Here is a 19,359-nt window from a genome sequence, read left to right on the forward strand (position 1 = left end):
GCAAGCCCACTCCGGGCGATGTCTTGTTCCTCGTGCTCATCAACATGATCGCTGGGCCCCGCGACGCGATAGCACGACATATACCGCGGTATTGCTCGCCCTCTTCCTCGACCCAATCGACCACAGATGCCCTTCATTTAAGCTTCTTCCAGCAACCAAGAGTCGACCGAGCAACCGGGGGAATGGAATGTCACGCCTAAAGGAAGATGTCTTCGACCGGCCTGCCGATGTTCCGCGAAACGGCCTACCCGTGCAGATATCGACCGCCGGCATTGTTCATGACCTTGGCAATCTCATCCAGGTCGCCTCATCGGCGTTGAACCATCTGGCTCGCGATCCGAACGTCTCGGCCGCTCCAGATCTTGGGCTTGTAATTGCCGGCGCCAAAACGGCCTTGGAACGAGCTGGCGGCCTTGTCCGGCGGACCATTGGCGTAGCCCGAGAAATCCATGCCGAAGTCGAGCATGCGGACGTGGGCGCCTGCCTGGCTGAGGTCGAATCCGTCGCTCGAAGCGCTTGGGGTGCCAATTTGCGCCTCGAGATTCGAGTCGGCTCCGATCTGCCTCGGGTAAAGGGCGATCCGCTTGGTCTTCAAAATGCGGTTCTGAATCTTCTGTTCAATGCACGCGACGCTATGCCTGACGGCGGTCTGATCTCGGTCGATGCCTCCTTGGCGCCCGAAAGTTCCACGGCCGGATGGATAGATGTTCGTGTGGCCGACAACGGAATTGGAATGACCAGCGAGACCATGGTCCGCGCATTCGATCCTTTCTTCACCACGAAAGGCGGCGGCCTCGGTGGCGTTGAGCTGCCAATGGTGAAGCGCTTCGCCGAGGAGGCTGGGGGAAGTGTCGACGTCGAAAGCGAGCTCGGGTCGGGCACCGCCGTGACGTTGCGGTTGCCCGCAATACGATAGAGGGCCAACGACCGACCACCCTGCCGGCAACCTTCGAATTGCCGATCGCCGATGAACTGTTCGCTGCGGCCTATTACAGGATCGAGAGCGGGAAGATTGTTCTCATACACACCGAAGTCTCGTCGGAGTTTTCCTGACAGGGGATCGCAACGCGATTGGCTCAGGGTACGTTTGAGCTGCTGCGCAAAACCGGCCGCAAAGCGATCTTGAAAGGCCCCTTCATGAGCCGGTTCTTCGCAAAGCAGCCGGAATATGCCGATGTCGTCAACGGATAGGTACAGGCTGGTTGCGAAAAAAGCGTCATCGAAATGAGCGACGAATATGATTTGCAGCGGTTCGTCAGAGCGCAGGACGCTGCCTATGAAGACGCGCTAGGTATTTTGCGCCAAGGAATGATGTGCACTTCCTATATGGAGTTCATCTTCCCAAGGTTGGCTGTCAACCGAAGCGACGCCGCGCCTGCGCCATATGCGATCACATCGCTCGACGAAGCGGGGCGCCTACCTCTCATCTCCGGTACTGGGAGGTCGTTATCGGGAATGCATCGGGGCACTGCAACGGCTCTCCGGCTCAAGCGCTCACGCTGTCTTCGGTGATGTTGACGCGAAGAAATTACACGCCTCTCTGACGCTGTTTTCCGAAGCGAGCAACGACGAGTTCCTGCTCGAGACCATCTTTGACGTGTGGTTCGACGGTTTGCTCGACGAGGACACGATGAATGAACTCAACCCGATGTCGTAGCGTCGCCAACGAGAGGCATTCTTGCGGGCGCTGGGTTGGGGAATGGCGGCAGCCAATGTGCGCACCGGGGAACCATCACGCTCAGGTGTCGTCTGGCAGGGGTATGAATTCGTGCTCGCCCGGCACGCCGGGGAAGCGGCCTTCGCGCCAATCCATCTTCGCCTGCGCGATCCGTTCGGCCGAAGAGGAAACGAAGTTCCAGTAGATGTGACGTGGTTCTGAAAGCGGCTCGCCCCCCAACAACATCAGGCTTGCCGCATGAAAGGCAGGCGCCTGGAGCACGATCTCGGTGCCGGGCGCCAGAGCTATCAATTCGGCCTCATGGAATGTCCCGTCCTGGCCGACAATCCCAACCTCGCCGGCGGCAACGTAGATCGCGCGCTCGGCATGTTCGGGTTTCACCTGGTATCGCGCGCCGCTCGTCAGGACAATTTCGGCATAGACCATGTCGGAGAATGTCCTTACCGGCGAGACCAGGCCGTCGGATGCGCCAGCGATCAACGTGAACTCGATTCCGTCGGCGCAGATTCTCGGGATTTCGAGAGCGCCGTAATGCGCAAGGCTGGGCGCAATTTCTTCGTACCGGGAGGGAAGGGCCATCCACGCCTGAGCGCCGAAGAGATTGCCCCCCGACGCTCGGACTTCTGGCGGCGTGCGCTCGGAATGGACGATGCCCGACCCGGCCGTCATCCAGTTGACCTCGCCGGGACGGATGGTCCGCACTTCGCCGAGATTGTCCCGGTGAACGATCTCTCCATCGATCAGGTAGGTCAAAGTCGTAACGCCCGATATGCGGATGCGGTCCGATGTCGAAACCGCGACCCGCGTCGAATACAGCCGGACCAAAATGATCGAACAGGATGAAAGGCCCGATCATCAGGCGGTTCGAGGAGGGCAACAAACGCCGTACCTTCAATCCGTCCGCGAACTCACGGACGCTCGGCTGGATGAGTGCCTCGATGCCTGCGACATCGCTTTGGCGAATGGTCATGGATGTTGATCCTTCTGCTTGACCTCTCGGCCAGGCACTCCAGCATGCTTGAACGGAGCGGCGCGAAAGGCTGCCTGAATGGCTGTAAGGAGCGCGAATTTGGAACTCGCATGCTGCTGTCCTGGAATGCCGCTGTCGCCGAAAGCCGACACCCTCGTCGACAGGATCGCGGCAAGATCTTCGGCCATTTCAGGCCTGTCGAGCAGCAGCGGCGCGATGCTTCTCTGGTCTATCTCATAAACCGCAACATGGGTCATTGCCCGCAATGTCGACTCCTCGCCGATCCCGGCGAGCAAGCCTGTCTCGCCGAAGAAGTCGCCCGGTGCGAGCCGGCCGATTTCCTGGGGGTGAGCATCGTCCTGGCCACGTTGCCGGGCGATGACGCCGGTCCGAACAATCATGAGGGACGGCAGCATTTCTCCCTGCCTTGCGATGATTTCGCCCCTGCGGTAGCTGCGGACCGAGGTCGTCGCGGCAAGCGCCTCCTGCTCGGCATCCGTCAGCGCCGAGAAAATCGGTATGGACTTGATCAGTTCGATCGGGGTGAAGCTGCCAGAGGCTGCCTTATCGTCGCTTGGGCGGCCGGTCATGGCAATCGACGCCGAAAGCGGCTCAGCGAGCAGCATGCCGATTGACTTTGAATGGCGATAGATGAGATCGAAAACTTCGTTCCGAGCGCTAATTCGCTGGTCGAGACTTGCGACCCGAAACGAGAGCTCGACTTCGATTGCCGCAGCATCCAGACTTCTGATGGCAACCGAAGGCGAAGGATCCTGGATGATCGAATTGCAACTCAGCAGGACGGAACGCATGGTATCCAGGATGATCGCCGGCATCTTAGTCGGTACCACTTTGATCGTCACGGCGAGTCCATGGCTCTCGTCTGGACCGCTGACATTCGTCACTCCGATCCTGGCGAGAAAACTGTTGGGCAGCGCGACGACATTGTGAGCTGGGGTAAGCAGGTTGGTCGACCGCCAATTGGTCTCGACAACGCGCCCTTCTGTTCCGTCGCTCAGGACAATCCAGTTTCCAAGCACGTAAGGGCGACCGAGGTTAAGCGCGATTCCTGAAAATACGTCGCCAAGCGTATTCTGGAGCGCCAGTCCCAGGATGACGGCAAATACCCCCGAGGTGGCGATCAACGTTCCGACTGGCACGGAGAAGACGAACGCCAGGATCGACAGCAGCATTCCGGTGTAGACGATGCCGACCACGACGTCCTGCAGGAGACGTGCCTCGCGCGGCTTTCGCTCGAAGACAAGATAGATACGAACAAATCCGATTAGCGCCCAGGCAAGGTGAACCCACCAGAGCAGCTTGACCGACCCGATCAGGATCGCTCCGCCGCTTGCCTCTTCGCCCCCCGGCAGGTTCGTACGGGACAACGCGCAGGTCGAGAACGAGAATCGACATGGCAAGGAAAAAGCCAAGCTGGACGATCAGCCTCGCATTGGCGAAACGTCTAGGGATGAGGGCCCAAACGACGATCCCGGCGAGGCCGATCAACACGATGTAGACCAGAGGCGAGTTCCACCAGTTCATGACGGATCCAGATCGAGCATATTCGCAATGTTCAGCGCCCTTCCGACGGATGTCGGATCTCCGGACCGGGCGCCCGCCCCTTGGCCTTGTTCTTTTCGAGGACCGCTTCGGTGATCGAATGCGGTAAAGGGCGTGGTGTCTCGATCAGCCCAAGCAGCGGCATGACGATGATGAAAAATGCAAAGTAATAAAGCGTCGCAAGCTGGGACATGACCACGTACGCGCCTTCCGCCGGCTGTGAGCCGAGCCAGCCGAGAAAGAGCGCGTCGGCTACGAATATCCAGAAGAACAGCCTGTACCAGGGCCGATAGACCGCCGAGCGCACCTTGGAGCTGTCGAGCCATGGCACCAGGAACAACACGGCGATTGAGCCGAACATCGCCAGCACGCCACCAAGTTTGGAATCGATCGGTCCCACATTGAAAGTGATGGCCCGCAGGATCGCGTAGAACGGCAGGAAGTACCATTCCGGCACGATATGCGCGGGCGTCTTCAGTGGGTTGGCCACCGTGTAGTTGTCCGGATGGCCAAGAAAATTCGGCAGATAAAAGACGAAATAGGCAAAGAAAAACAAGAACACGATGATGCCGACCGCATCCTTGACGGTGGCGTAGGGCGTGAAGTCGACGACATCGGTTTTGGATTTCACCTCAACCCCCGTCGGATTGTTTTGGCCGACCACGTGAAGCGCCCAGATATGCAAGGTCACCACGCCTGCAAGCATGAATGGCAGCAAATAATGGAGTGCAAAGAAACGGTTCAGCGTCGGATTGCCGACAGCGAAGCCGCCGAGCAACAGCTGCTGGATCCAGTCGCCGACCAGTGGGATTGCCGTGAAGAAGTTGGTGATGACGGTAGCGCCCCAGTATGACATCTGGCCCCAGGGCAGCACATAACCGATGAAGGCTGTCGCCATCATCAACAGCAGATTGGTGCAGCCGAGCACCCATAGAAACTCGCGCGGCGCCTTGTACGAACCGTAATAGAGCCCGCGGCAGATGTGGAGGTAGACGGCGATGAAGAAGAACGATGCTCCGTTCGAATGCAGGGAGCGAAGCAGCCAGCCAGAATTTACATCGCGCGTGATCTTTTCGACCGAATTGAAAGCCAGCCCCGTGTCGGGAGCGTAATGCATCGCCAGCACGACACCTGTTATGATCTGCGACGCCAACATGACCGTGAGAATGCCGCCGAACGTATAGGCGTAATTCAGGTTGCGCGGGACGGGATAGACGATGAAGGAATCATGCACCAGCCGTGGCAACGGCAGGCGGGCGTCCACCCAGCGTTCGATGCCGGTTTTCGGCACATATGTCGAATGTTTGTCGCTCATGGTAAACTGCCCATGCTTCAGCCGATACGGATCTTGGTGTCGGAAATGAACTGGAACGCCGGCACCAACATGTTCTCCGGCGCTGGACCCCTACGGACGCGTCCGGCGCTATCATATTGAGAGCCGTGGCAGGGGCAGAGCCAGCCTCCGAAGTCGCCCTGCTGACCAACCGGGATGCAGCCGCTATGCGTGCAGACCTGGACCATCACTATCCAGGCTTCCTTACCTGGCGCAGTGCGGTTTGCGTCGGTCGCCGGCGCGTCGGCGGGCAAATTGGCATTGCGGGCGATTGGATCCTTGAGCGCAGTGAGATTGACCGCCTGGCCGTCCTTCATCTCTTGCTCGGTGCGGTTGCGCACGACCACCGGCTTACCTCGCCATTGCACGACCAGCGACATTCCCGGCGCAACCGAGGAGACGTCAACCTCGACGGCGGCCGGCGCCTCGGCGGGCAATGCGGCGGCGCCGGCTTGAGGTTCGGAAAGGTCGGCCATGACGAGGACTCCTGGTGGTGGACGCATCGAGCAAAGCCGGGGCACGGCCGTGGCTTTTCAAATGCGTTGTGTCGGGTTGAAATATGCCGGCCGTGGTGGGACGTGAGCCATCGTGCCTAGGGCGCGCTCGTCCAATACTTTTGGTCATGATTTACTGAGCGAAGGACTGGCCGGACCGCTGAGGAGGCCATGAATGGTCGCCGGGTTTCTGAATTCTCCGGTTAGCGTTCCTCAGATTCGGCATTGTTCACGCCGTAATCACAGAACAATCGATCAGCCCGATCATACCTCGGCATAGGCACGTCTGGCTGTCGGTGTGGTGGCCGTTCCTCCCCGGCAGATGCAAGTTTTCTGATGCAATCGTCTTTGCTGGCAAGGATAGCTAGCGCGTGGGCCATGCAGGCTTCCGCCCAAATCAGCGGAATGTCATCTGCGTTCGGAAAACAAAGGCACGCACGACGAAATTGACGACGGTTAGCGCTGCGGCGATTGCAGTTGCCGACGCCAGTTTGGGCGCGCCTGCGCTGGCTGTACCTTGGTAGAAGATTCTATCGAAGTTGAGACAAATCGGGTCGTGTACTCGTGAAAGCTCATGTTGTTTCGGGGCCGTCGTCCGCAGATAGCGCATCGTCGTGCGAGCGCTCTCAGATTTGGAGACTCGATATGAAAATTGTAGTCATCGGTGGCTCACATTACATCAGAGCGAGCACTGTCAAAAAGTTACAAAGCAAGGGCCACGAGGTTGAAGCGGTGTCCACGCCCCGCGGTGTCAATACCTACATTACAGACTATCGCGATGCTGGCTACGCTGGCCAACATCTGAGGCGCCGCCTCGTGTATTTGGGGTCGCTGATTCATGAACTGTGGCGCCAGGGACGCGCGTGGCGCAACAAACTTAACGCTCACTTCTAGAGTCGTGCACCCGAGTCGGTATCAATCCCAAGCGGATAGAGGCATTAGCCCCCAGTTGCTCATAATGATCTGATCGGCAGTAGTTTCGCTTCAAGTCCTCGCAGCCGATGTCGCCCCATAGCGGCAGGGAAATCGCGTTCCCGAGCGCAATCTCTTCGACCAAGCTGCCGATCAGCTCTCGGCCGTCCGGTCGTTCCGAGATGCACGTCCGAAAGGCTATCAAAGAAGTCTACCCTGGAGTTTTCGCGCCGGACTGGCTCTACGGTGGCAAGAACCGCGGTTGGTCCATGCGCTACAAGAAGACCAGGCATTCTGCACTTTGGTGCCGGAATACCGGCGGTTTTCGGCTGTCGTGGTCATGGGGGGAGCAGAACGAGAGAAGTTTGAGGAGCGGCGTTATGTCTGGCGCCCGCAATTGGTCAAGCTCTACGATGAAGCCAAAACATACATAGACGGGAAATGGCGATTGCCATCTCATCGGCAGATGATCTGCACGATGTGACGGAGCTTCTGACGATGAAGCGCCCGCCAGATGTCTCTTCGGCATCACACGGCAACTCAACATCGAGGCGGTCGCGGTAGGCGTAGAACCGATAGCTAACTGGGTGAAAGATCTAAGACCACCACGCCTGCAATTTACCCCGACCAACACATCACTGAGGAGACAATTCCCATGAAAGCGATCGTAGTGACGGACCAGGCTGCAGGAACGGCCGGGATGAAGATGGTGGAGCGGCCAGAGCCGCAGGCGGCAATAAACGATGTCGTCGTAGAGGTTTATGCGGCGGGATTCGTCAACACCGAACTGGAGTGGCCTTCGACCTGGGCCGATCGAGCCTTCCGTGACCGGACACCGTCGATCCTCGGCCATGAGCTGGCCGGTGTGGTCACTGCGCTTGGCTACGGCACGACAGGGCTTTCAATCGGTCAGCGAGTGTTCGGCCTCGCCGACTGGCATCGCGACGGCACGCTCGCCGAGTATGTCGCCATGGAGGCACGCAATCTCGCGCCACTACCCGGCGACGTCGACTTCACGGTGGGCGCGAGCCTGCCGATCTCCGGCCTGACCGCGTGGCAGGGGCTGTTCCAGCACGGCCGCCTTCAGGCGGGGCAGAGCGTTCTCGCGCATGGCGCTGCCGGTGCCGTCAGTTCGATGGTGGCGCAGCTTGCAAGGGAGGCCGGAGCCTATGTCATCGGCACCGGACGCGCCGCCGACCGCCAGAAGGCGCTCGACTTCGGTGCAAATGAATTCGTTGACCTCGGAAATGACACGCTGGAAGACGTCGGCGGTGTCGATCTGGTGTTCGATGTCATCGGCGGCAACATCCAGAAGCGGTCCGCAACGCTGGTCCGGGCCGGAGGAACGCTTGTGACAGTCGTCGGACCAACGGATATTCGACCTGCAGACGGCCTGGCGGTTGACTTTGTCGTCGAGGCTGATCGAGCCCAGCTTTCTGAGATAGTTCAACGAATCCGGGATGGACGACTGCGGACGAACATCGGCAAGGTATCTAGCCTGGATGATGCCGTCGCCACCTTCAACTCAACCGAGCGACGCACGGGAAAGACGGTTATCCGCGTTCGTCCGTGAGGATTCGAGGAGACTGAAGGTATTAGCAGCTCTCGCACCTGCAACTAGCGGATGGTTCCCGCGCGCGCTCCTTAGTGATCAGATGCAAACAGCGGACAGTGTGATTTCGGCTCCTGCTCTGCCGTCCGTCGGAAACCGAACCAATGGCGGGTTCCGGCGGCCACCGAAGCGCCCCGAACGGCGACAACAAGGTCGTGAGCCGAACGGCGGCTTTACTCGTTCATCGGCAAAAACCGATCGGACAGCAAACGGCCCCAAAGCTGCCTGACCAGAATGCGCCTCAGTGCGGTCGAAGAGCAACTTGCGGCTGGCCGGAGCGGCCTCTCGGCCGACCTTAGTGGTGATGGCCCCTGACCGCTCCCGGGCGCCATGCCGGCTTAGCTAGTACCTCAAGTCGCTGTCTCCCTGCTGACAAGAATCCCCATTCGACGGATGCATTCGTCCTAGACCTTCGCATCGCATGACAGATGCTTCCGGTCGATAGCCTGGACCGGCAGCCCCGGTGCACTGTCTCGAACGAAGACAAGCGATGCGCCGGCCACTTGGCCGCTCGATCAGAAATCGAACCTGAATCACGAACCGAGGAAGTACGTCATGAAGATCGTTGTTATTGGTGGAACCGGACTGATCGGCTCGAAGACAGTCGAGAGGCTGCGTAAGAAGGGCCATGATGTGCTCGCAGCGTCACCTAACGGCGGCGTCAACACGATCACCGGCGAGGGTCTCTCCGAAGCGCTTGCGGGAGCGCAGGTCGTCATCGACCTGGCGAATTCGCCCTCTTTCGAGGACAAGGCCGTTCTGGAGTTCTTCGAGACCTCTGGCCGGAACTTGCTCGCAGCAGAAAAAACCGCGGGCGTGAAGCACCACATCGCCCTTTCGATCGTGGGCGCCGAGCGTCTGCCTGAAAGCGGCTACATGCGCGCCAAGATGGCCCAGGAAAGACTGATCCGAGGCTCCGCAATCCCATACACGATCGTCCACTCGACGCAGTTTTTCGAATTCCTGAGCGGCATCGCCCAGTCGGGTACTATCGGGGACATCACGACAGTTCCGAATGCCTATTTTCAACCAATCGCGTCTGACGACGTCGCGGACATCATGACGGATGTGGCGCTTTCGCCACCGGTCAATGGCGTGATCGAGATTGCAGGCCCAGAGCCGATCCGCATGAGCGGCCTCGTTGCTAGATTTCTGAAGGCAACGAACGATCCGCGTAAAGTAACAGCGGATCCCCAGGCACGCTATTTTGGCACGGAACTTAACGATCGCTCCCTCATGCCAGGCGATCATCCGCGCATCGGTGCAACGGACTTCCAAAACTGGTTCGGCCACGCTCAGCTCCAGCGGAACTGATCTGTGATTTGCGTGCCGCCCGACGCATCGGTTGCCTCAAGATCGGGTCTCCGTTGAGCAACGAAATTAAGTTGCTTTCCAATTCAGCACGAAAAATTCAAGCAGCGTGTAAGGCAGATAAAATGACATACCGCGTAAAAAAGGAAGCGGACGCAAACGGCTACTCTGTCTTCTTTGTCTACAAAGACGAAAAATATGTCGCCGGCCCCTGGCCAAAAGACTGGCAGGCGTCGCGTTTCATCGAAACATTGACTGAGGGCCGCTACATGGCAAAAGCCGACAGAACGGCTGTAATGCGGGGCCGAAGAAGCAACGGCAAATTGGTTTTGCGCGATCAGCGCGAGGACCAACCCCCGCTTCTTTCCAGTCAATGCCTTGGCCGACCCAGCGCGACATAGCTCGCCTTCATCAGGTCATAGGCTCACGCCGCTCCCCCCCGGCAAGAGCCTGATCGCCGGCCGGCCCTCCCATCGGCCGGCGATCCCTTCTTCACCTCATCGCAAACAAGGAACCAAAGCTATGATTAAGACCATCCTCTGTACCGCTGCTCTTGCAGCTGTTTTTGCAACCGGGGCCAAGGCTGACGATTCTTCAGGCGCAAAGGTGACTATGGTCTACGACCACCAACTCCCGAATGTGCCCGGCAAGAGCATGCGTGCCGTGCTGGTCGAGTATGGGCCTGGCGGTAGCTCCCCGTCACATACTCACGCGAAGTCGGCCTTTATCTTCGCAACGGTTCTGGAAGGCGCGATCCGCAGTCAGGTCAATAACGGGCCAGTGACCACCTATCGGACCGGCGACAGTTGGTCCGAGTTCCCCGGTGATCATCACGGCGTCAGCGGAAATGCCAGCACCACCGAGCCTGCTCGATTGCTTGCCGTGTTCGTCGTCGATACGGACGACACAAACCTGACGACATTCGAAAGGTGAGGTCGACGGGAAGGTAGGGCGATCTCGGAGGACTTTGATGCACATCGAACAACTCAACGCGCTGACAAAGGCTCGCCTTATGGTGATCGAGGCCAACTCGGCGGTGCAACCTCGGCGCTATCGCTTTCGAAGCATGGCATTGGCCTTGTCGTTGCGTGCTAAGCGAATCCGACCTCACCCGCCACCTCACCAGCCCGATATCGCAGGCGTCCCCAGCGTCCGCCCTAATGACCAGCCCAGTCGAGTCGTGCGGTCCGGGAGATGATCTCCGCTGGCGGCCGCGCAGGGCGCGCGCGAGCCGCTCGTCCGGCAGACGCAGTGATTCCTGCGCGCGGACCTCGTCGTCGATGTCGAAGTTGACGCCGTACCAGCGAGGGATTGTTGCGCCTTCGTCGCGCAACGGTTCGAGGCGCGAATCGATCCAGCGATATTCGCCATCCTTCCGGCACAGCCGACCTTTGTGCTGGAGTGGCTCTCCCCGGGCAAATGACTTCTGAAACACGGCCTTGACGCCCGCCTGGTCATCCGGATGGCACACTCCACATGCGAGGCGAACTGCCGGGTGCCTCCCGGTTCCTCCTTGGCTGAACTGATGCCCGCCCAGTCTGCGAACCGTTTGTTGAAATAGTACCGCAATCCCGCCGGCGTCATCAGCCAGATCATCGTGGGCACCGTATCGATCTGCAGCCTGAGCTCCTTTCGCTCCTGCGTAGCGGTCTCCGCTTTGCGCCGGTCGTCTATGTTCTCCGGCCATGCCAGCCGACGATTCGCCCCTGGTCATCGCGGGAGGCAAATCCGGTATCGCGAAACCGCTGATAGGTGCCATCGAGCCGGCGCAAACGCTTTTCTCGATCATAGGTCTAGGCTGTGGCGCCGTTGCGCCATTCTCGCCTCGACATCGTCGGGATGGACAGATCTCCGCCACCAAGAAAAGTTCGTCGGCATCCATGATCGCGCGCATTTCCTCGACCGTGACGCCAATGTATCCAAGGGCTGCGGGAGTGAGAAACCGAAGGCGTCCGTCCGGACAGGCGGACCAGGCGATGCCCGGAATATCGGCGATGCCCGACCCAGCGCCCTGGTAAAGTCGGCCATAGAAGCTGATGGTCCCGAAGATCCTTACCACCAGCGAAAGTGCAAACGCCCCGTTCTCTGTGACGTATTCCGGCGACAGCAGGATAGCCGCTGACACCAAGCTGGCGGCTGCTACGGCACCAATCCCGCCTTCCAGCCCATGCAGACGCAGACAATTGCGACCACGACCAACAGGTCGGATGGCTCATGGGTTAAAAGCGTAACCAAAACGCATCCAACGTTAATCGCGGCAGGCCATGGCGCGGCGCTGCCGCGATGAGGTTAGTTCCATCTGAGACCTTTTGGATGCGGTTCCCCCGGCCGACCTGTCATCGTGGCCGCGTCTACTCAGTTCGCAAAGCGCCCCGTTTTTTTAACGATTATGCGACTGCTTTCCCGGCAGCCGAAGCCATCTTCAACTGGCACTGAAATAGGTTGGAGGGGCTGACAATCGTTGAATGGATCTGAGACGGACCGCGCCTTTTTCTTCTTCATCATATTGGTCCGATGGACGTTCACAGTCACTTCGCTAAAACCAAGATCGACCGCAATCTCCTTTTATCGCGCCGGAGACCACGAATCCGGGGCTGAGGAAAACGACAACTTCTCCTCAATATCTGACGCAACGGAAGCATTGAGGCCAGTGCAACACGATTAGGCATGGAGGTTTGATTAGACAGGCTAGGCCTGAGTATAGGGCTCCATCTGGTTTGAGCGCTGCAGCCGTGCAGCATCGTTGGAGGCGCCGAGGCGCAGGAGGCGAGCCGAAACTCCCATTGCCGCGCTGCGGCGCCCTCCGGGCAACAGAGTTAGTTGGAGCTCGAATGAGCTTGCGCCCTGCGACTCGCCACGAGTTGCGCCGCAGCTATTGTCGCTACGCAACCCCCGACGAGGACATGCGTCCACATCGGCCCCTGCGCCGATCCGAAGCCGAGCAGAAATGGAGCGACCAACGCCCAGCACCCCAAGGTGAGGTTGGACCATTCCGTCCAGTTCCCGTAGCGGTAGAGGGCCACGGCAGAGCTGCACACAATCAGCGCGCCCACGACCCCAGCGTCCCAAGCCGCAGCAGGTAGCCCGACGAACATGATTGCGGCGCAGGCCAAGCCTGCGCCGCAAATAAGGTTGGTCCATTCCAACCCCTTGTTTGACACATCATTTCTCATTTTCATTTCCTTCTTCAGCCGTGCCACGGAGGTGGCCGGTACGCCGAGAATGGGGCAGTCCCAGGTACCCGCCAATTCTACGCAGGCACCTGTTCGTCGATGCTAAAGTCTAGGGCGTCCAGGCGCGATGATTGTAGAAGATATCGATGCGCTCGGTCACAGCTCGTCAGGGATGTGCGATCCCCAGCATACATGCCAAGTGGCATTCCTCCGCTCCGAGGAGCAAAGACGTTGCCCGGCCGATGCATTTAGCAGACCGTGTAAGTTGACGTCTGTCCTTACTCTCAAAGCAATCCGTGAGGGGAGTGTCCAGCGGCGAGAAGAGGCTGCTTGCCCTTCTATTCGGGACAGCAGGTCTCAAGTTTCTCGGGGGGCAGGCCCATCGGCATTGTCGCCGACTTCGATGGGCTTTTCCATGTCCTGCCCCATCTCGGCACTATTCAGCGCGATGCGAAAATCCGCAACACGCATCAGCGTGGCGCGCCAGTCGGCGATGCTGCCGACGTTGTTGATGAACCAGCGCAGCGAAGAATTCATCTGGTTAAACGCGCCGACTGCCATCATCAGTCCGCCGAAGCCTATCTGGCCCGAGAAATACACAGGTGCCGCGATAAGGATTGGGACCACGATGCCAATCCAGCCGTAAGTGTTGGTCACCCATGACAGGTTGATCTGGGCGGTGTAGATGCGCCGCATCGCTGCCAGCACCGCACTGAGGTCCATTTCGAGCCGTCGCTTAGCGTCGGCCTCGCCATGGTAGAGCGCGATGGCATGGACATTTTCGTTGATGCGCACCATGGAGGAGCGCAGTTCCGCTTCCCGTGTGTAACGATCACCGTCGAGGTTGACCAGCGGGCGCCCCACCAGCCAACTCAGCCACGATGCTATGCCGGCATAAAGCAGCGCCGCCCACACCATGTAACCTGGTATCGCCAAGGGATAACCGCCAATGTGGAAGACGAAGCCAGAAGAAATCCGCCAAAGCACCTCAACAAAAGATGCCAGCAGGGTGAACGACTGCAGCAGCCCGACCCCGAGGTCCGTCGACAGATCTGAAAGATGCGCGGCGTCCTGCTGCATGCGCTGATCGGGATTGACGCCGATAGCACCGGCATTTGTCAATCGCAACGCCCACGCCGGGTGCATCCATTGGTCGATCAGGTCGAGCGTCAACGCCTCGCGCAGCTTCAGCCGGATCATCTGGTTAAGCCAGGCCTGGCTAATATTGAGCACCAGAAGGCTGCCGGCAATAAGGGCAAAGATCACAAGCTGATAAAGGAGAACCGGCAAGTCGCGGCGCGCCAGCGCGTCGTAGAAGGGTTGGTTCCAGCTGTTGAGCACGACCTGGCCGATCGATGTCGCGCCAATGACTGCCACGATTCCAACCGACGTCCAGAGCAGCCACTTGCGGACCGGCGATGCCTTCAAACCTAAATGGATCGTCGCCAATTGGTCGCCGAGGCTGCTGGCCTCGACCGAGACGGCGGCCATCTTGACACCGGAGTTGTCGTCCTCTTGGTCAACCATACATGAGGTCCATGCTTGCGAGGCGGGTCACATCGGCGCCAGAGCCGTGCCGCGAACTCGTGATTGCGAGCGGGTTCGTCGCGGTTACCGTGCTGGCCAGGGTTGGGAATGCCGTTTGCCGGATGAGACGGCGGAAGGACCGAGGCCTCGCCCGGTTCAATGCTCTCAGGCTCAATAGCCCCAGTTGCCCCGGCCAGATTCTTCCTTGGGACCGATCGGCCTGCGGACGGTCTGCGGTACGCCGGCATTGTTGTCTGCTTTTTTGCTTGATGCCGTATGCACGGCGTCGGTCGCAGGCAACTGCGGATCGGCGCCGGACCCTTAATGGTCACCTCCGGCATGATGATGACTCCTGGCTTTGGAAAAAAGCTGCTTCATTGCATCGGCGGCGCTTCACGCAAATCCACGCTTCCGTCTTCGCGCCGCTGGTCAGCTTGAAATATGCCAACCAAGGCAGGATGTGAGCCATCGTGCCAAGGGCACGCGCTTCCGATACCTTCGTCTATGGTCTCCCGAGCGAAGGACTGGTCGGACTGTCGAGCACGCCATGTCCAGGAGGGCGGGGACTCTGGTTTCTCCTGACCCATTCCCGATTTGAGCTGAGACGCTCGCCGTTGAGCGTGCGGCAACCACGGAACAATTGTTTCAGCTCGACCATACCTCGGCATAGGCATAGCTGGCAGTCGGTGTCGTAGCCATCCCCACCGCCAAGTGCGAGGTCTCTGGAGCGTCGTGGATGCCGACGGCGTGGATGCCGACTGCAAGGACGACCGGCGCATCGCACTGAGCAGCCTTCCGCCCGACGACGGCCAATTTTTCGGAACGTCGCCCGGGTTCAGAAAAAGGAAAAGACCGTGAAACTCTACTATAGCCCTCTCGCCTGCAGCCTGGCCGACCACATCGCCTTGGAGGAGGCTGACGCTTCCTTCGAGAGCGAAACCGTCGATCTCAAAACCAAGCGGACCGGCTCCGGGGAGGATTTCACCACGGTGACGCGCAAGGGGTATGTTCCAGTCCTCGTGCTGGATAGCGGGGAAACGCTGACAGAAAACGTCGCCGTCCTCGATTGGATCGCGTCGCAATACCCGGCACTGGGAGTGGAAGGGCCAATGGGCCGTACGCGCGTTCTCGAAGCGCTGACCTACGTCTCGACGGAAATACACCGAAGCTTCAAGCCCATGTGGCACCAAGGCAGCGATGCTGAAAAGGCTAAGGCGCGCGCGACGATTACGACGCAACTCGGCCTGTTCTCGGACGAACTCAAGACCGACTATCTGTTCGGCGACAAACCCAGCGTCGCGGATTTCTATCTTCGTGATGCTGCTCTGGGCCGCCCGCTTCCAAGTCCCCGTTCCCGCGCCTCTGGATGCGCTCCGCGCCCGAATTGCGGCCCGTCCGGCCGTTCGCGCCGCGATGGTTCGTGAGGGTCTCGTCTAACTGCGATGCTGGCCGGTCGCGCGTTCTATCGCCCTTGAGCCAAGGCATACAACAGAGGAGCTATTCATGCTTGCGTTACTGCAGAATCTCCACCCGATCGCTGCCAAGCGCGGCGATGGGTTACGCCCCCAATTTCTAAAGACGGAAGCCGAGGCGCCACTCTGCATCGTCTTCCCGCACGTAGAAACGCAGGTTCCTACGTTGCCCGGCAAGGGCGTCAAACTTCAGGCGGTGGCGTCACTCACGCCCGGCCGTCCTGAACGATTGCCACGGCATGCAGCCTGGCACTGCCAAATCGATGAATGAAGGTGATGCCAAAGCCGCGTCAAACAGCGGGCATCCGATCTTGCCCTGAAAAGAGGTGGCAACAATGGAAAATGCAGAACCGCCGAAAGAGATCGATCGATATCGCAGGGCCTTCGTCGGCGCCGCGGCAATCGGTCTGGCTGTTACGCAGTTCACGACAGTTCGCTCGGCTCAGGCACGACCTGTTTCAGGGCTGGACGGAACAACGACAGAGCGGTCGACGGCTGCTTCCTTCGCAGTGCTCAGGCAAATCGACGCTGGCGTCCTGAATGTCGGTTACGCTGAGGCGGGTCCGCCCGACGGTCCCGTGGTTATCCTCCTTCATGGCTGGCCCTACGACATCCACAGCTTTGTCGACGTCGCTCCGTTGTTGGCGATGGCGGGCTATCGCGTGATCATTCCGTATGCACGCGGCCATGGCACGACGCACTTTCTTTCCAGTCAGACGGCCCGCAACGGCCAGCAGTCTGTGCTGGCTGTCGATGTCATCGAGTTGATGGATGCGCTGAAGATCAGCCATGCGATCATCGCCGGCTATGATTGGGGCGCGCGCACGGCCTGCATCGTCGCTGCGCTCTGGCCTGAGCGTTGCAAAGCCCTTGTCTCGGTCAGCGGCTATTTGATCGGCAGTCTCGCGGCAAACAGAATGCCGTTGCCGCCGAAAGCAGAGCTCCAATGGTGGTACCAATACTATTTCGCCACGGAACGCGGGCGGGCTGGCTACGAACGATACCGGCGAGACTTCGCAAACCTTATCTGGCGGATCGCCTCGCCGAAATGGGACTTTGATGACGCCACGTTCGATCGCAGTGCAGCGTGCCTCGACAACCCGGATCACGTCAGCATCGTCATCCACAATTATCGCTGGAGGCTCGGCCTGGCACAAGGCGAGCCGGAATTTGACGCCCTGGAAAAACGGCTAGCCGAAAGTCCCCTGATCACGGTGCCCACCATCACACTGGAAGGTGATGCCAATGGCGAACCCCATCCCGACAGCAGCGCCTACGCCAAGAAATTTTCAGGCAGATACGACCACCGGATCATCACTGGCGGTATCGGCCATAACTTGCCGCAGGAAGCCCCGCAGGCCTTCGCCCAAGCGGTCATCGACGTCGGCGAATACCGATGAGCAGGCAGATACTGGTGAGGCAAGCTGATGATCGGCTGGTCGCGGAGCTGATCCTGGGCTTGCCTCGAATTGGGCAAATCGCAACTCGGCTTTTCCGCGCTTTGCCGTCAACTCAGCGGCGTTCCGGGTGATGTATCGAAAGGATCTATCGTGGATTCAACTGTGCCATCTGCTGTTTCGCAACCGGTCGTCGCGCAACTGACGCGGTCCGCAATTTTTCTCGTCGTGACGGTCAAATCCGGGCCTGAACATGATGCGGCCGTGCGCGCCTTGTGTGGCGATCTTTCCGCGCTTCTACGCGCCGTTGGGTTCCGTGACCTCGAGGGTCGGTTGTCGTGTGTCATGGCGTTTGGGTCCGGTGCGTGGGACCACTTCTTTGGAGCGCCCAGGCCGACGGAACTACACCCGTTTCGTGAGATTCACGGCCAACATATCGCCGTCTCGACGCCAGGCGACATCCTGTTTCACATCCGTGCCGCCCGGATGGATCTTCGCTTCGAGCTGGCGACACAGATCATGTCGCGGCTCAATGGCGCGGTCTCGGTGGCGGATGAGGTGCACGGCTTCAATTACTTCGATGACCGCGATCTGATCGGCTTCGTTGATGGGACCGAAAACCCGGTGGATCAGGACGCCGTCAAGGCCACGATCATCGGCGAGGAGGACCCCTCTTTTGCGGGAGGAAGCTACGTGATCGTGCAGAAATACCTGCACGATCTGAAAGCCTGGAACACGCTTCCCATCGAGCAGCAGGAGGGAATTGTCGGCAGAAAAAAGATCTCTGACATCGAGCTCGACGATGCCGTGAAACCGATCTTCGCGCACAATGCGCTGACCACGATCGTAGGACGGAGAGCAGTTGCAGATTGTGCGCGACAACATGCCGTTCCGCGACGTCGGCAAGGGTGAGTTCGGCACGTATTTCATCGGCTATGCCCGCTCGCCGCGTAGAATCGAGCAGATGCTGGAGAACATGTTCGTTGGCCGGCCGCCAGGCAACTACGACCGACTGCTGGATTTCAGCCGCGCCGTCACCGGCACTCTGTTCTTCGTGCCGTCGGCGACATTCCTCGAAAACGTTGCGACGAGCGAAACGGTCACCTCGACTGCTGGTCCGGCGCTGTCGGGCGGCCACCGAATTTGAGAAGATACGAAGATATGGTGGGTAAACGACCCTTTGAGGAAACGATTGGGTTTTGTTGAAAGACGACGTTCCTCCGGTGCCCCATAGCCGTTGATTTGAAAGGTACGGACATGCTCAAGGATCATGCATCGTCGGCGATTGTGCCGTGCGCCAACCTCGCTCGGGCAAGGGCCTTCTACGAGAGTATCCTGGGCTTGCCGCTTCTCGCCGACCACGGCAGCGGCTTCGTCCTCGGAACCGGTGCAACGAAGCTCAATGTCTATCTCAGCGATTACGCCAGTACCAATCGAGCAAATGCGGTCATCTGGGCGGTAGGCGACGAAGTCGAGACAATCGCCGCGGATCTGCGTGCCAAAGGGGTGACGCTCGACGAATATCCCGAGGGCTTTGACCGGGTAATCGACGGAGTTCACGTAAGGGGCGCGCTTCGCGTGATCTGGTTCAAGGATCCGGATGGCAACATCCTCCACCTCACCAGCGGTAGCGCCAATTGACCTCCATCGTAATTTTCTCGTAAAGCCGTCCCGGCAAAAAGACGGGGATCCGCACCTCTTGGCCACGCGATGCATCAGGTCGCCAGGGCGTCTCACCAGGTGGCGACATACCATTGTGGGGGTGAAGTACTGCCTTGGAATAGATGCCTCGAGGGCACCGGCGCCGTATAAAAGGGTAGTGTGCTGAGAGTTCTGCAAATTCGCTGAGAGGGGGCGGTCATGGCAGGCTGGTGATTGTTCACGTCACCTGATTCCCGCGAAGGAACGCCACCATGA

General features: G+C 59.3%; 17 protein-coding genes and 6 pseudogenes. 15 read left to right on the forward strand and 8 right to left on the reverse strand.

Annotated features, from left to right (window positions below; genetic code table 11):
- Window positions 1-250 precede the first annotated feature (250 nt).
- The 4 genes and pseudogenes from NKH38_RS29290 (at window position 251) to NKH38_RS29305 (ending at window position 1,657) form a co-directional block, all read left to right on the forward strand.
- Entirely contained in the window at window positions 251-916 is a 666-nt protein-coding gene (locus tag NKH38_RS29290) for a sensor histidine kinase (protein WP_352764892.1), read from the forward strand.
- Between the two features lie 143 nt (window positions 917-1,059).
- Window positions 1,060-1,191, forward strand: a complete 132-nt coding sequence (locus NKH38_RS29295; RefSeq protein ID WP_352764929.1) for a GNAT family protein — start codon at window positions 1,060-1,062, stop codon at window positions 1,189-1,191.
- Window positions 1,192-1,224: 33 nt separating this feature from the next.
- A pseudogene (locus tag NKH38_RS29300) lies at window positions 1,225-1,350 on the forward strand (DUF1810 family protein); the annotation flags it as partial.
- A gap of 34 nt (window positions 1,351-1,384) precedes the next feature.
- Complete coding sequence (locus tag NKH38_RS29305; RefSeq protein WP_352764894.1) at window positions 1,385-1,657, forward strand: DUF1810 family protein; 273 nt, start codon at window positions 1,385-1,387, stop codon at window positions 1,655-1,657.
- Between the two features lie 81 nt (window positions 1,658-1,738).
- On the opposite strand, the pseudogene NKH38_RS29310 reads toward NKH38_RS29305, so the two are convergent.
- From NKH38_RS29310 to petA, 4 genes and pseudogenes are all read right to left on the reverse strand, one after another.
- Window positions 1,739-2,648: pseudogene (locus NKH38_RS29310) on the reverse strand (pirin family protein).
- A pseudogene (locus NKH38_RS29315) lies at window positions 2,645-4,193 on the reverse strand (mechanosensitive ion channel family protein). The pseudogenes NKH38_RS29310 and NKH38_RS29315 overlap by 4 nt, the downstream one beginning before the upstream one ends.
- Before the next feature lie 31 nt (window positions 4,194-4,224).
- On the reverse strand, window positions 4,225-5,526 hold the full coding sequence (locus tag NKH38_RS29320; protein WP_352764898.1) for a cytochrome b: 1,302 nt from the start codon (window positions 5,524-5,526) through the stop codon (window positions 4,225-4,227).
- Window positions 5,527-5,543: 17 nt separating this feature from the next.
- On the reverse strand, window positions 5,544-6,020 hold the full coding sequence (gene petA / locus NKH38_RS29325; RefSeq protein ID WP_352764900.1) for a ubiquinol-cytochrome c reductase iron-sulfur subunit: 477 nt from the start codon (window positions 6,018-6,020) through the stop codon (window positions 5,544-5,546).
- Between the two features lie 663 nt (window positions 6,021-6,683).
- Between petA and NKH38_RS29330 the strand changes: the two genes are divergently transcribed.
- The 6 genes and pseudogenes from NKH38_RS29330 to NKH38_RS29355 all read left to right on the forward strand — a co-directional run bounded on the left by NKH38_RS29330 (window position 6,684) and on the right by NKH38_RS29355 (window position 10,806).
- The gene (locus NKH38_RS29330) at window positions 6,684-6,932 is read left to right on the forward strand and encodes a hypothetical protein (protein WP_352764903.1); all 249 of its coding nucleotides are present in this window, start codon (window positions 6,684-6,686) and stop codon (window positions 6,930-6,932) included.
- A gap of 206 nt (window positions 6,933-7,138) precedes the next feature.
- Window positions 7,139-7,514, forward strand: a pseudogene (locus tag NKH38_RS29335) (DUF3788 domain-containing protein); the annotation flags it as partial.
- A 91-nt stretch (window positions 7,515-7,605) separates the two neighbouring features.
- Window positions 7,606-8,523 (forward strand): NADP-dependent oxidoreductase, encoded by a 918-nt coding sequence (locus NKH38_RS29340; protein ID WP_352764905.1) that lies wholly within the window; start codon window positions 7,606-7,608, stop codon window positions 8,521-8,523.
- A gap of 594 nt (window positions 8,524-9,117) precedes the next feature.
- Window positions 9,118-9,876 carry an SDR family oxidoreductase gene (locus NKH38_RS29345; protein ID WP_352764907.1) on the forward strand — a complete coding sequence of 253 codons (759 nt, stop codon included), beginning with the start codon at window positions 9,118-9,120 and terminating at the stop codon, window positions 9,874-9,876.
- A 53-nt stretch (window positions 9,877-9,929) separates the two neighbouring features.
- Window positions 9,930-10,274 carry a hypothetical protein gene (locus tag NKH38_RS29350; RefSeq protein WP_352764909.1) on the forward strand — a complete coding sequence of 115 codons (345 nt, stop codon included), beginning with the start codon at window positions 9,930-9,932 and terminating at the stop codon, window positions 10,272-10,274.
- A gap of 121 nt (window positions 10,275-10,395) precedes the next feature.
- Complete coding sequence (locus NKH38_RS29355; protein WP_352764911.1) at window positions 10,396-10,806, forward strand: cupin domain-containing protein; 411 nt, start codon at window positions 10,396-10,398, stop codon at window positions 10,804-10,806.
- Here the strand turns inward: NKH38_RS29355 and NKH38_RS29360 are convergent.
- From NKH38_RS29360 to NKH38_RS29375, 4 genes and pseudogenes are all read right to left on the reverse strand, one after another.
- Window positions 10,712-11,767, reverse strand: coding sequence for a PAS domain-containing protein (locus NKH38_RS29360; protein ID WP_352764932.1), 1,056 nt, complete (start codon window positions 11,765-11,767; stop codon window positions 10,712-10,714). The genes NKH38_RS29355 and NKH38_RS29360 overlap by 95 nt on opposite strands.
- Window positions 11,768-12,228: 461 nt before the next feature.
- Window positions 12,229-12,405 carry a hypothetical protein gene (locus NKH38_RS29365; protein WP_352764913.1) on the reverse strand — a complete coding sequence of 59 codons (177 nt, stop codon included), beginning with the start codon at window positions 12,403-12,405 and terminating at the stop codon, window positions 12,229-12,231.
- A gap of 284 nt (window positions 12,406-12,689) precedes the next feature.
- Complete coding sequence (locus tag NKH38_RS29370; protein WP_352764934.1) at window positions 12,690-13,052, reverse strand: SPW repeat protein; 363 nt, start codon at window positions 13,050-13,052, stop codon at window positions 12,690-12,692.
- A 335-nt stretch (window positions 13,053-13,387) separates the two neighbouring features.
- Window positions 13,388-14,573 (reverse strand): annotated as a pseudogene (locus NKH38_RS29375) (ABC transporter ATP-binding protein/permease); the annotation flags it as partial.
- Window positions 14,574-15,427: 854 nt separating this feature from the next.
- Between NKH38_RS29375 and NKH38_RS29380 the strand changes: the two are divergent.
- From NKH38_RS29380 to NKH38_RS29400, 5 genes and pseudogenes are all read left to right on the forward strand, one after another.
- Window positions 15,428-15,997: a glutathione binding-like protein gene (locus NKH38_RS29380; protein ID WP_352764915.1), complete on the forward strand. Its 570-nt coding sequence runs from the start codon at window positions 15,428-15,430 to the stop codon at window positions 15,995-15,997.
- A 79-nt stretch (window positions 15,998-16,076) separates the two neighbouring features.
- On the forward strand, window positions 16,077-16,316 hold the full coding sequence (locus NKH38_RS29385; RefSeq protein ID WP_352764917.1) for a hypothetical protein: 240 nt from the start codon (window positions 16,077-16,079) through the stop codon (window positions 16,314-16,316).
- Window positions 16,317-16,380: 64 nt separating this feature from the next.
- Complete coding sequence (locus NKH38_RS29390; protein ID WP_352764919.1) at window positions 16,381-17,445, forward strand: alpha/beta fold hydrolase; 1,065 nt, start codon at window positions 16,381-16,383, stop codon at window positions 17,443-17,445.
- A gap of 162 nt (window positions 17,446-17,607) precedes the next feature.
- Window positions 17,608-18,589 (forward strand): annotated as a pseudogene (locus tag NKH38_RS29395) (Dyp-type peroxidase).
- 110 nt (window positions 18,590-18,699) lie between these two features.
- A complete protein-coding gene (locus tag NKH38_RS29400; protein ID WP_352764921.1) occupies window positions 18,700-19,083 on the forward strand; it encodes a VOC family protein in 384 nt (127 codons plus the stop codon).
- Window positions 19,084-19,359 lie beyond the last annotated feature (276 nt).

Origin of the sequence: Mesorhizobium sp. M1078 (assembly GCF_040318615.1) — a bacterium.
Taxonomy (GTDB): domain Bacteria; phylum Pseudomonadota; class Alphaproteobacteria; order Rhizobiales; family Rhizobiaceae; genus Mesorhizobium.